The sequence below is a fragment of the Streptomyces sp. NPDC001663 genome, assembly GCF_042893105.1.
Lineage (GTDB): Bacteria > Actinomycetota > Actinomycetes > Streptomycetales > Streptomycetaceae > Streptomyces.
Window position 1 is genome coordinate 473,762 of record NZ_JBIAUR010000002.1, and the last position, 12,202, is coordinate 485,963.

Here is a 12,202-nt window from a genome sequence, read left to right on the forward strand (position 1 = left end):
AAGGGTATGGTCCATTTCCATGGCGAATTCATGGGCCACTTTGGGCGTCGACCTGCACCTGGAACCGACGGGTCCGGGGGTGCGCAGGGGCCTGACCGACGCCCTGCGCGAGGCCGTCCGCACCGGCCGCCTGGCCCCCGGCACCCGGCTGCCCTCCTCCCGCACCCTCGCCGCCGACCTGGGCATCGCCCGCAACACGGTCGCCGAGGCCTACGCCGACCTGGTCGCGGAGGGCTGGCTCACCGCCCGGCAGGGCTCGGGCACACGCGTCGCCGACCGCGCGATCACCCCGCCGAACCCCGCCGCACCCCGCCCGCGCGAGCGCAGCCGCCCCGCCCACGACCTGCTCCCCGGCCTCCCCGACCTCGCCTCCTTCCCCCGCGCCGAGTGGCTCAAGGCAGCCCGCCGCGCCCTCGCCGCGGCCCCCAACCAGGCCCTCGACTACGGCGATCCGCGCGGCCGTGTCGAACTGCGCACCGCCCTCGCCGGCTACCTCGCCCGCGCCCGGGGCGTGCGCACCGACCCCGACCGCATCCTGATCTGCGCCGGCATCTCCCACGGCCTGCGGATCCTCTCCGCGCTGCTGCGGGCGCGCGGCGCGAGCACGATCGCCGTGGAGTCGTACGGCCTCCACGTGCACTGGGACCTGCTCGCGGACACCGGACTGCGGACCGTCCCGCTGCCGTTCGACGAACGGGGCACGAATCCGGGGGAGTTGACCGACGAGGCCGCGGTCCTGCTCACCCCCGCCCACCAGTTCCCGATGGGCGGCACCCTGCACCGCGACCGCCGGGCGGCCGTCGTCGACTGGGCGCGGCGTACCGGCGGGCTGGTCGTCGAGGACGACTACGACGGGGAGTTCCGCTACGACCGCCAGCCCGTCGGCGCCCTCCAGGGCCTCGACCCCGACCACGTCGTCTACGCGGGCACCGCCAGCAAGTCCCTCGCCCCGGGCCTGCGACTGGCCTGGCTGGTGCTGCCTGCGGGCCTCATGGAGGAGGCGGCGAAGGCGAAGGGCGCGGCGGACACCTGCGGCGCCCTGGACCAGCTGACGCTCGCCGAGTTCCTCACCTCCGGCGCCTACGACCGCCACGTACGCGCCGCCCGGCTGCGCTACCGGCGCCGCCGCGACGCCCTCGTGGCCGAACTCGCGCGCAGGGCACCGCAGGTCCACGCCACCGGAATCGCCGCCGGCCTGCACGTGGTGCTACGGCTCCCGCCCGGCACCGAACAGGAGACGCTGCGGGCAGCCGCCTGGCAGGGCCTCGCGGTGCACGGGCTGCACCGCTACCAGCACCCGGAGGCCACCGTCGAGCGCCGCGACGCGCTGGTCGTGGGGTACGGGACACCATCGGACCACGCCTGGTCGGGGGCGCTGGACGCCCTGTGCGCGGCACTTCCGGAATCGCCGACGGCGTAATTCCACCGTTCTCCATTCCGGAATACGACCTCACGGAATATGTCCGTACGGATAGAGTCGTTCCATGAGCAACAGTGACTCGATATCCCGTGTGGCCCTGAAGGAAATCACCCCCGACGTTTCCAAGGCGATGGGATCCCTGCACGGTGCCGCCGTTTCCGCCGCCCAGGACGCCAAGGTCGAACCGGAACTCCTGGAGCTGATCAGGATCCGCGCCTCGCAGCTCAACGGCTGTGCGTTCTGCCTCGACATGCACACCAAGGACGCCCGCGCGGCAGGCGAGACCGAGCAGCGCATCTACGCCCTGAACGCCTGGCGGGAGACCCCGTTCTTCACCGGACGCGAGCGCGCCGCACTGGCGTTGACCGAGGCCGTGACCCTGGTCCACGACGGGCACGTCCCCGACGCGGTCTACGCGGAGGCCGCGGAGGTCTTCGACGAGCAGCAGATCGCGGCACTGATCTGGGCGGCGACCGTCATCAACGCCTACAACCGGATCGCCATTGCGACGCGGATGGTGCCGGGGGCTTATCAGCCGGCAAAGAAGTAGCGCGGAACAAAAGAAGCAACGCGGAATACGGGCATCGGTGACACCGATGCCCGTAATTACATTTTTCCGCTGTTCTATATTTCCGGCAGCGGCTCCATGATCTCGTCCAGCCATTTCCGCCATTCCGGCGCGCGCACCGCGGGGGCCGCCTTCAGCTCGCCTCCCGCCCAGTCCGTCACCGGCCGGATCCCGTGCAGCGCGTTGACCAGCCACACCTCGCGGCCGTCCAGCTCGGCGACCGTCCGCTCGCGGTGGGCGATGCGGATGCCCGTGCGCCGGGCGCGTTCCTGGACTAGGGCGACGGTGACTCCGGGCAGGACGGGCAGCTGCGGCGAGGGCAGGCACAGGGTGTCGTCCTCCCACCACAGCACGCTGGCGGTGGCCGCCTCCAGCACGACACCGGTGGGCGCGACGAGCACCGCCTCCTCCGCGCCCTCGCCGACCGCCCGCTTGCGGACCCGCGCAAGAGTCTCGAGGTCCGGTCCCTTGCGGCGGGGGACGGTACGCGGATCGGACTGACCCGCCGCCCAGACCCGTACGGCGGTCCCGAGCGGCGGTGCATGCCGCAGCAGCAGCCTCAACTCAAGGGAACCGGGGGCAAGTTCGACCCGCGGGAACCACTCGCCCGTACGCGGCAGCGCGGCCGTCATGTCCTGCCAGAACTCCAGCAGCCGGCGCAACGGCGGCCCACCGCACTCGCCGCAGGCTCGCAGAAACCGCTCCCGGTGCCGTTCGAGCCCGCGCACGCGGCCGTCCCGCACCAGCCAGGAGTCCGCGACGAGCAGCCGCCCGCCGGGCTCCCCGGCGGGGACCAGCCCACCACCCGGCGACCAGGTCGACAGCCCCTCCGCGATGACCGGTTGTGTCAACTCCCGCTCCTCTCTCAGTACTTGCGGCCCGCCACGGCCGACGCCCCGGTCCGCGGCCCGTACGGCGCATGCTCCAGCCACGACCCGCACCACGGCAGCACCGGCGCGAGCGCCGCCGCCGCACGCTGCCGGACCTTCACGATCCGCCGCCGCGGCCGCAGATGGTCGAGTGCCGTCCCGGCGGCGGCGCTGTTGAACAGGCCCGCCGCACGCCTCACTTGAGCGAAGTCGCCGACCGCCTCCGCCGTCCCGGCGGCGACCGCTTCCGCGGCCGCCGCCGCGTCCGCGATCCCGCTGTTCATGCCGCGCGCCCCGAACGGCGGAAACAGATGCGCCGCCTCGCCGACCAGCAGCACCCGCCGGTGCGGATCGGTGAAGGAGGCCGCCACCATGCGCAGGAAGCGGTACGTCGACACCCACAGCAGCTGCTCGGCGTACCCGTCGCCGACGACCGACGGCAGCCACCGCCGTACGGTCTCCCGCGTCCCGAAGTCCTCCTGCGCGTCGTCGTCCCGGCACTGCAGGTCGACCTGGAAGCCGCCGGTGAACGGCACCCGCATCACACTGCGCCCGCCGACGCCCGGATGCTCGTAGTGGAAGACCCGCTCCAACGGCAGCTCGGCGCCCGGGAGATCGGCCACGTCGACGACCACGTGGAATCCCTCGCCCCGCTCGCCCTCCATCGCGATGCCCAGCCCGCGCCGCACGGCGGACCGCGCGCCGTCGGCGGCGACCACGTACCCGCAGCCCCACTCCCGCCCGTCCGCGCAGCTCAGCGAGACGCCGTTCTCCGAGGTGCGTACGTCCGCCACGCGCGCGTCCCACACGAACTCCACCCCCGCCCGCTCACAGGCGTCCCGCAGGAAGCGCTCGGTGTCCACCTGGCGCAGGCTGGTGAAGGGCGGTGTGCCTCGCACCGGGTATGTGCGGGAGTACACCTCGCGCCCCCGGTACAGGGTCCGCTTCGTCTGCCAGGTCCGGCCGTACGAGGTGATCTCCTCGGCGAGTCCGGGCTGCATGCCGTCCAGCAGCGCGAGGGTCTCCCGGTGCACGAACAGGGCCCGGCTGCCCGGCCGTTCGCGGTCCTTCGAATCCGCCTCGAGCAGCACGACCGGCAGTCCGTGCGCCCGCAGTGCGAGCGCCGCCGACAGGCCGACGGGCCCGGCGCCGACCACCACGACAGGGTTCACGCGCGTGCGCCCTCGGCCAGCATCCGCGTGATCTCCACCCGCTTCACCTTCCAGGTCGCGGTCATCGGCAGCTCCTCGAACCGCCACTGCCGGGGCTCCGCCATCGCGGGCAGATCGGCCGTCGCCTCCCGCCACCGCTCCGGATCCAGCGGCCGTTCACCGCGTACGCACACCACCGGCACCGGCTCCCGGTCCGCGCCCGGCACGATGACGACCTCACGCAGCTCCTCCAGCCGGTCCATGAGGGTGTCCTCGACTTCCAGGTTGCTGTGCACGGAGTCGATCTGGTCGATCTCCCGGTCGATCAGGTACAGGGCGCCCAGCCGGCTCCGGTAGCCCATGTCGCCCATCTCCCACCAGCCGTCGGTGAGTTGACGGTCGTAGCGGTCCTGCATGCCGAGGTAGGTGAGGATGAGGCCGCGCGTACGGGCCTCGATCCGCCCGGGAGTCCCGTGCGCCGTGGGCCGGCCGTCCGGACCGGTGACCCTGACCCGTGTGAAGCCCGGTATCCCGATCCCGACCCGCCGCCCGTCCGCGCGCGCCGCACTGCGCCGCGTGAACCACTGGAAGGCGACCGGCCCGGTCTCGCTCTGCCCGTACAGCTGGATCAGCCAGGGCGTACGGCGCTTCGAGGCGTCCAGCAGCCGCCGTACGGTCCGTGGATGGATGGCGTCGAAGGTCGAGCCGTACGACCGCACCCGCGACAGCGGCGCGCCGGGTGCGCCGGCCAACTCCTCCCACAGCACGAAGGTGTTGGGGTGCGTCTCGACGATGCCGGGCCGGTGGCGCACCAGCAGCGGTCCCACGCGCGCGGGGTCCGGGTCGGTGATCAGCACCAGCGGGCTGCCGAAGTGCAGCAGGACGCCGAGCAGATGGTAGAAGCGCGAGTGCACGAACGACATGTGCAGGGCCGCCGTCTCGCCGCGCGTCGGCCAGCCCATCGCCTTCTGCGGTACCAGCCGGTTCCACATGGTGTTCGCGCAGTGCACCGCGAGCTTGGGGACGCCGGTGGTGCCCGAACTGTGGGTGATCAGGGCCGGTTCACGGGGGTGGAGCCGTACGGCCGCCGGGCGCTCGGCACCGGCGTACTTCTCCAGGGGTTCGGCGCCCGGCGCCTCGTCCACGGACAGGACGCGCCGCACGCGCAGACCGACCCCCTTGAGCGGCCCCTCCAGCTTGGCCCGGTCGGTCACCAGCCACGGCTGCTTGAGCCGCTCGACGAGCTGTCCGACCACCTCGCCGGCGAGCGCGGGGGAGAGCAGCACGGGCACGGCGCCGATACGGGAGACCGCGCAGGTCAGCAGCACGATGTCGACGTTGTCCGTCTTGTGCACGACCACCTGCTCCGAGGGCCGTACCCCTGCGTCCCACAGCCGGCCGGACAGCTCCTCCACGACGTCCGCGAGCGCCGGGTAGGTGAGGTCGACGCCGAGCGCGGGGTGGGTGTCCAGTGGGCGGTCCAGGGTGACGAAGACGGCTCCGTGTCGGTCGGCGGCCCGCCGGAACATCGGGCCCAGGTAGAACCCCCGGTCGGCGAGCGGGGGTTGCTGCTCTCGCATCTGGCCGTTCCTTTCAGTGATGGTCACCAGGCGCCCTGGCGGACGAGATGGCGGCGGAGCTTGCCGGTGGGGGTGCGGGGCAGGGACGGGACGAGGCTCACGCTCCGGGGCACCTTGAAGGCGGCCAGGTGCTCGCGGGCCAGCCGGAGCAGATCGTCCTGGAGGCGGCCGTCCGGGACCGGGGCGGTGGGCACGACGAAGGCGCGCAGCCTGCCGGCCCCGCCCTCGTCCGTGACGGCCGCGACCGCGACCTCCTTCACCGCCGGATGGGTCCGCAGCACGGCCTCCACCTCCAGCGGGGAGACGGTGATACCGCCGACCATCTCCATGTCGTCCGCCCGGCCCAGGTGCCGGTAGGTGCCGTCGTGTTCGCGGCGCGCCCGGTCGTGGGTGGCCAGCCAGCCGCCGACGAGCGTGCGTTCCGTCTCCTCGGGGCGGCCCAGGTAGCCGGGCGTCAACGTCGGCCCGCGGACCCAGAGTTCGCCCTCCTCGCCGTCCGGCACCGGGCGGCCCGCACGGTCGCGCAGCTCCACCTCGAAGCCGGGCACGGGGCGGCCGACGGTGCCCGGACGGTTGTGGTCGAAGCTGTTGGCGCAGAACGCGTGGCCTGCCTCGGTGGAGCCGATCTGCTCCAGCACCGGCGCGCCCAGCAGTTCGGTGATCTGCCGCCCGAGCCCGGCCGGCAGCCCCTCGCCGGCCGACACCGCGGCCCGCACGGAGGCGAAGCAGGCCTCGTGCCCGCTGCCCCGGTCGGCCACCAGCGCCGCATACGCCGACGGCACGGAGTAGAGCAGCGTCACCCGGTGCCGGGCGACCAGCTCGTCCACGGCGGCCGGGGCCGGGCGGCGGTCCACCAGCACCGCCGAGGACCCGGAGAAGAGCGGGAAGACGAAGGCGTTCCCGAAGCCGTAGGCGAAGTACAGCTTCGACACCGACAGCGTGACGTCGTCCTGCGTGATGCGCAGCAGCCGCCGGCCGATCAGGTCGTGGTACGTCTTCGGGTCGCCGTGCGTGTGCACGACCCCCTTGGGGCGGCCCGTGGTGCCGGACGTGTACTGCACGTACAGCGGTGTGTGCGCGTCGACCGGGTGCGCGGGGGCCGGCTCGGCGGCGGCGCTGAGCGCGAGCAGCTGGTCGGCACCGAGCCGGGCCCGGTCGGGGAACCGGTCCTCAAGGCCCGGCCCCGTCACACACAGCACCGCGCCGGTGTCCCCGGCCATGAACGCGTGGTCCGTCGCCGGGAGTTCGGGGTTGACCAGCACGGCCACGGCCCCGAGACGGGCGGCGGCGAGGAAGGCCGTCACCCACGCGATCCCGTCGGGCAGCGCCAGCACCACCCGGTCCCCGGCGCGCACCCCATGAGTGGCGAGCACAGTGGCGGCCCGGGCCGCGAGCGAGTGCACCTCGCCGTGGGTGAAGACCCGGTGGCCCTGGTGGAAGGCGGCCCGGCCGTTCCAGCCGCGCCGCTCGGCGAGTCCGGCGAGCTGGGCTGCGAGATTGCTGGGGGCATCGGAGTCGGCCGGGGCGGACGCGAGGCCGGCGGAGGCGGACGGGAGGTCGGCGGGGGCTGACGCGGGGTCGGTGGGGGAGTGCGGTGCGGCGGCGGGCCGGGATGCCCTGCGCTGCTGCGGGACGGCGGTGGCTCGCAGCGAGGCCGCGGACTGCGGAGTCGTCATCGCACCGGCTCCTCGCTCGCCGTGCGCTCCCGGCGGGCGTCCGCGCGGGCCGCCGTCTGCTGCCGCTGCTCCCGTATCCGGTCCGCGGTGTGCAGATGCAGCGCCCGCATCTGGGCCGACGTCTTCAGCAGCATCTCGTCGTACTCGGCGACCGGATCCGAGTCGAGGACGATCGCGCCCCCGGCACCCAGCTGCATCAGCCCGTCGGCGAACACGCCGGTCCGGATGACGATGTTGAGATCCGCACCGCCGCTGCACCCGAGGTAGCCGAGCGCCCCCGAGTACACGCCACGCGCCTCGGTCTCCAGCGAGTCGATGATCTCCATCGTGCGCAGCTTCGGCGCCCCGGTCATCGAGCCGCCGGGGAAGCAGGCCCGCACGCACTCCACCGCGTCCGTGCCCTCGCGCAGCCGTCCCTCCACGGTGGACACGAGCTGGTGCACGGTCGCGTACGTCTCCGTCGCCATCAGCCGGCTCACCCGCACCGAACCGGTCCGGCAGACCCGGCCCAGGTCGTTGCGGAGCAGGTCGACGATCATCAGGTTCTCGGCCCGCGTCTTGGCGTCCGCCGCCAGCGCGTCCCGCAACCGCGCGTCCTCCTCCGGCCCGCTGCCACGCGGCGCGGTGCCCTTGATGGGCCGCGCCTCGGCGACCCCGTCCCGCGTGATCCGCAGAAACCGCTCCGGGGAGGAACCGGCCACGTCGACGTCCCCGAACCTCAGAAAGGCGGCATACGGCGCCGGGTTGACCCGCCGCAGCACCCGGTAGAAGTCGTAGGCGTCGGGCGGCGCGGGTAAGCGGGCGGCGTTGGTCAGACAGATCTCGTAACTCGTCCCCGCCCTCAACTCCCCCTGGCACGCCTCGATATCGGCCAGATACGTCGCCCGGTCACGCACCAGCCACGGCTCGGCGGCGCCGAGGTCGGGCTCGGACTGCCCGGCCGGCGAAGGCTGTTGCGACTGTTCGCGGGCGGCAGAGACGAAACTGAGCTGCGCGAGCGCCCCGTCGAGCCAGTCCTCCGCCTCCCGTGCGGCCTGTGCGGTGTCCTCGGCCAGACAGACCGCGTAGGTGAACCCCTTCAGATGGTCCACCGCGATCAGCCGGTCGGCGAACAGCCAGCAGGCGTCCGGTATTTCGGACGAGTGCCGGTTCGGTGAGCCGCAGTCGGCCTTCATCTCGTAGCCGAAGTAACCGACATAGCCGCCGGTGAAGTCGAAAGGCAGCCCGGTCGCATCCACCCGACGGTTCGTCAACTGCCGTCTCAGATAGTCGAAGACACTCGCCGCGACCTTGCGCGGCGGCCGCCCGGCCCGCTCGATCTCGCACCGGCCGCTGTCGACGTCGTACCGCACGAACTCCGCCAGCGGACCGCGGTCGTCACCGAAGAACGAGAACCGCGACAGCCCCTCCTCGACCAGCGCACTGTCCAGCCAGAACGCCCGCCGCGACGCCCCGTACATCCGCGTGAACGCGGCCTCCGCGTCCACCGCGCCGGCGATGCGCCGGGTGTGCAGCCGGTAGGCGGGGGCGGCCCGGCGCGGTCGCGGGATGGCCGCGGTCCTCGGCGCGGGGATCGCCGCCGCGTCCGGGGTGACGGCCGTGTTCTTCGTACGGATCCTGCGGGCCCGTTCCGCCGTGAGATTGCGGAAGTTGACGAGCATCAGATGGCCGTACTCGGTGAGCACCGACTCCGGATGGAACTGCACTCCCCACAGCGGCCGGCTGCGGTGCCGCAGCCCCATCAGCACCCCGTCCTCGGCCCAGGCGGTGGCCTCCAGCGTCTCCGGGAGCGGCTCGTGCACGGCCAGCGAGTGGTAGCGCACCGCGGTGAACTCCTGCGGCAGCCCCCGGAACAGGTCCCGCCCGTCGTGCCGGACCGCCGACAGATGCCCGTGCCGCGGCTCTGGGGCGGGCGCCACCACTCCCTGTTCTCCGAGCGCGATGCCCTGGTGCCCCAGGCAGACGCCGAGAACGGGGATGGCCGACTCGGCGAGCACGGTGGCACTGAGCCCGAAGTCACGGGCCTCGCCCGGATGCCCGGGCCCCGGCGACACCACGACATTGTCGAATTCCGCGAGATACTCCCCGAGATCGGGAATTCCGTCGGCGTCGTTGAGGACCACAACCGGTTCCTCGCCGTTGACCTCGGCAATCAGCTGGAACAGGTTGTATGTGTACGAGTCATAATTGTCGATGAGCAGGGTCTTCACCCGCCCACCTCCCTTGGTTCGTTCCGGGCCTATGCGGTCCGTCTTTTGTGCCTTCCACGGAGTGCCTGGAGCGGCGGATACAGCCATTTCTTGAAGAAACGCTGGAGCCGGGGCATGAGAATCCAGGTGACAAGAGCCGTGACACACAGGCACAACAGCAACGTGCGGACGAGCGGATTGAGGCCGCCGAGATAGGGAATGACGATCAGATTGAACAGGAGCACCGGCGGAAACACCGCGCTCATGTTGATGAACCACAGTTTCCATTTCGGCGGCGGGGTGGGTGCCTTCGGCACGGTGGTCTGGGAGTCGAACCACAGCTTGGAGCCCCGCACGCTCCGCCGCTCGGTCTGCCGCGCGACGTCCGCCACCCGAACGTCCCACTGGGCGCGGGCCGTTGAGTCCTCCCAGGCCTGGGCCGTCCCCTCGCTGGCGAAGCGATAGACCACATGCCACTCCGCCTCTCGGTCGACAAGGACGCCACCCCCCAGAAAGCCCGGCTGTTGCGCGCTCGCGCCCAGCATCGCCCACCCCCACGAGTGGAACTCGGACTCGCGGCCCGGCATCACGTGATAGGCCACGGTGACGGTGACGGGATTACTGGTCACGCCGTCCAGTACGCAGAACCTCCACAGCACGTTCAAATATTAAACGAAGTTTTTTCGGCTGTCCGGATCGTGACTCTTTGCCAGCCTTTCGGTCGCCTTGTTGCGCTCTGTCGATCCGTACTGGAAGTAACTTTTCCCAAATTCGGGGAAGCGCTTGCCGGTTGAGCCGAAATAGCTGCACCATCGCTGTCCCCACCGCTTTCCCGATCGAAGGAGATCCATGTCCAGGTACGACTGGAATATGAACCACGAGGGAATTGACCGGGCCCGCTCCGTGATCGAATCCGCGCGGAAGGAAGTCACCGCGCACCCGATTTACCAGCGGATAAACACCCGGGCGGACATGGCGACCTTCATGGCGCACCACGTCTTCGCGGTGTGGGACTTCATGTCCCTGCTGAAGTCGCTGCAACGCGACCTCACCTGCGTCGACGTCCCCTGGTTGCCGCGCGGTTCGCAGGTGAGCCGACGCCTCATCAACGACATCGTGCTGGTCGAGGAGAGCGACGAGCTCAACGGCGGCTTCACCAGCCACTTCGAGCTGTACCGCGCCGGCATGGACGAGGCGGCGGCGGACACCACCCGCATCGACACGTTCCTCGCGCTGCTCACCGAGGGCCACGGCGTGCCTGCGGCCCTGCGCGGCGCCCAAGTCCCCGCCCCTGCCAACGAGTTCGTGCGCACCACCTTCGCGATCATCGAGGACCGCCCCCTGCACTGCCGGGCGGCCGCCTTCGCCTTCTCCCGAGAGGACCTGATCCCCGACATGTTCGACCAGGTCATCAAGAAGGAGGGCACGGACCGCTTCCCTCTCTTCTGCGACTACCTCGCCCGCCACATCGAGGTCGACGGCGAGGAACACACCCCGATGGCCATGCAGATGGTCGCCGACCTGTGCGACACGGACGACACACGCTGGCAGGAGGCGGCGGAAACGGCGACTCTGGCGCTGGAGGCGAGGTCGCGGCTCTGGGACGGGATCTTGGAGGCTATGGGGTGAGGGGAGGCCTCGGTGGGAGGGGGCGGCCGGCACGGGTCGACCGAAGGAGTCGGACGGCCGCCGCCGGCGGGGCAGGCGGGGTGGACGGCTGACGCGGGGCGGAGTCGACGGGCCGGACACCCGCCGCCGAGCGGGGTCGGACCACCGGACGGTCGCCGCAGGGCGAAGCCCGGAGGGTGTGTCCGTCAGGTCTCCTCTGCCGGTGCCTCGCCGAACCGTGCCAGTGCCAGCGCTCCCGCCACCGCCACGGCGAAGCCCAACACCGCCAGCCACTCGAGCCCTTCGCGTGTGCGGTCGCCGAGCCAGATCACCCCCACCGCCGCCGGGCCGATCGTCTCGCCGATCACCATGCCGGCGGTGGCCGTGGTCACCGACCCGCGTTGCAGTGCCGACGTCAGCAGCAGGAACGCGGCACCGCCACCGATGAGCAGCGCGTACGTCGCCGGGTTGGCGAGGAGGTCCGACGGCGCGAGTGAGTCGATCAGCCGTACCGACACCTCCACCACCCCGAACCCGAACCCGGCCCCCAGCCCGAGCACCAACGCCCGCCCGCGCCCGGACCACCGCCCACCCACCAGCCCCAGCCCCAGCACCGCCACGGCGATCGCGAGCATCGTCCACTTCAGCGCCATGGATCCCTCGCGGTCCCCCTCGCCCCCGGACGCCAGCCCCAGCATCGCGAGCCCGGCGCACACCACCCCCACCGCTCCCCACTCCGTCCGGCTCAGCCGCACCTGCAGCAGCCGCGCCGCGACCACCCCGGTCACCGCCAGACTGGACGCCAGGGCCGCCGCGACCGCGTAGATGGGAATCGACCGCAGCGCCGCGATCTGCAACAGGAACCCCAGCCCGTCCAGCGCCAGCCCCGCCAGATACCGCCACTGCCGCAGCGCCCGCAAAAGCAGCGCCGCCTCCCCGCCCCCGCCCTCACTGGCCGCCCGCGCCGCGACCGCCTGCAACACCGTCGCCGTACCGAAGCAGACCGCCGCACCGAGTGCGCACACCATCCCAAAGATCACAAAGTGACTGTAGGGGAGGGGCGGGCAGCGCGGGGCGCCTGCACGCACTCTCACACCCATCTCTAGGCTGACCTCGCAGTCGACACGCACAACGTCGACAC

General features: G+C 71.8%; 10 protein-coding genes. 3 read left to right on the forward strand and 7 right to left on the reverse strand.

Annotation, left to right across the window (positions count from 1 at the left end; genetic code table 11):
* Positions 1-19 precede the first annotated feature (19 nt).
* Both ACFY1L_RS08475 and ACFY1L_RS08480 read left to right on the forward strand, forming a co-directional pair.
* Positions 20-1,420, forward strand: coding sequence for a PLP-dependent aminotransferase family protein (locus tag ACFY1L_RS08475; RefSeq protein WP_388820086.1), 1,401 nt, complete (start codon positions 20-22; stop codon positions 1,418-1,420).
* A gap of 64 nt (positions 1,421-1,484) precedes the next feature.
* Positions 1,485-1,970, forward strand: a complete 486-nt coding sequence (locus ACFY1L_RS08480; protein WP_388820089.1) for a carboxymuconolactone decarboxylase family protein — start codon at positions 1,485-1,487, stop codon at positions 1,968-1,970.
* Between the two features lie 74 nt (positions 1,971-2,044).
* On the opposite strand, the gene ACFY1L_RS08485 is transcribed toward ACFY1L_RS08480, so the two are convergent.
* The 6 genes from ACFY1L_RS08485 to ACFY1L_RS08510 are packed head-to-tail and all read right to left on the reverse strand — an operon-like array spanning position 2,045 to position 10,040.
* A complete protein-coding gene (locus tag ACFY1L_RS08485) occupies positions 2,045-2,839 on the reverse strand; it encodes an aminotransferase class IV (protein WP_388820092.1) in 795 nt (264 codons plus the stop codon).
* A 14-nt stretch (positions 2,840-2,853) separates the two neighbouring features.
* Complete coding sequence (locus tag ACFY1L_RS08490) at positions 2,854-4,029, reverse strand: FAD-dependent monooxygenase (protein ID WP_388820095.1); 1,176 nt, start codon at positions 4,027-4,029, stop codon at positions 2,854-2,856.
* Positions 4,026-5,588 carry a class I adenylate-forming enzyme family protein gene (locus ACFY1L_RS08495; RefSeq protein WP_388820098.1) on the reverse strand — a complete coding sequence of 521 codons (1,563 nt, stop codon included), beginning with the start codon at positions 5,586-5,588 and terminating at the stop codon, positions 4,026-4,028. The genes ACFY1L_RS08490 and ACFY1L_RS08495 overlap by 4 nt, the downstream gene beginning before the upstream one ends.
* Positions 5,589-5,611: 23 nt before the next feature.
* Complete coding sequence (locus tag ACFY1L_RS08500; RefSeq protein WP_388820100.1) at positions 5,612-7,264, reverse strand: benzoate-CoA ligase family protein; 1,653 nt, start codon at positions 7,262-7,264, stop codon at positions 5,612-5,614.
* On the reverse strand, positions 7,261-9,474 hold the full coding sequence (gene pabB, locus ACFY1L_RS08505; RefSeq protein ID WP_388820103.1) for an aminodeoxychorismate synthase component I: 2,214 nt from the start codon (positions 9,472-9,474) through the stop codon (positions 7,261-7,263). Before pabB ends, ACFY1L_RS08500 begins: the two co-directional genes overlap by 4 nt.
* 29 nt (positions 9,475-9,503) lie before the next feature.
* Positions 9,504-10,040, reverse strand: a complete 537-nt coding sequence (locus ACFY1L_RS08510) for a hypothetical protein (RefSeq protein ID WP_388821129.1) — start codon at positions 10,038-10,040, stop codon at positions 9,504-9,506.
* A 262-nt stretch (positions 10,041-10,302) separates the two neighbouring features.
* On the opposite strand from ACFY1L_RS08510, the gene ACFY1L_RS08515 reads away from it, so the two are divergent.
* Positions 10,303-11,082 (forward strand): DUF3050 domain-containing protein, encoded by a 780-nt coding sequence (locus tag ACFY1L_RS08515; protein ID WP_388820106.1) that lies wholly within the window; start codon positions 10,303-10,305, stop codon positions 11,080-11,082.
* Between the two features lie 185 nt (positions 11,083-11,267).
* Here the strand turns inward: ACFY1L_RS08515 and ACFY1L_RS08520 are convergent, their stop codons facing one another.
* Complete coding sequence (locus ACFY1L_RS08520) at positions 11,268-12,089, reverse strand: DMT family transporter (protein WP_388821132.1); 822 nt, start codon at positions 12,087-12,089, stop codon at positions 11,268-11,270.
* Between the last annotated feature and the right edge of the window lie 113 nt (positions 12,090-12,202).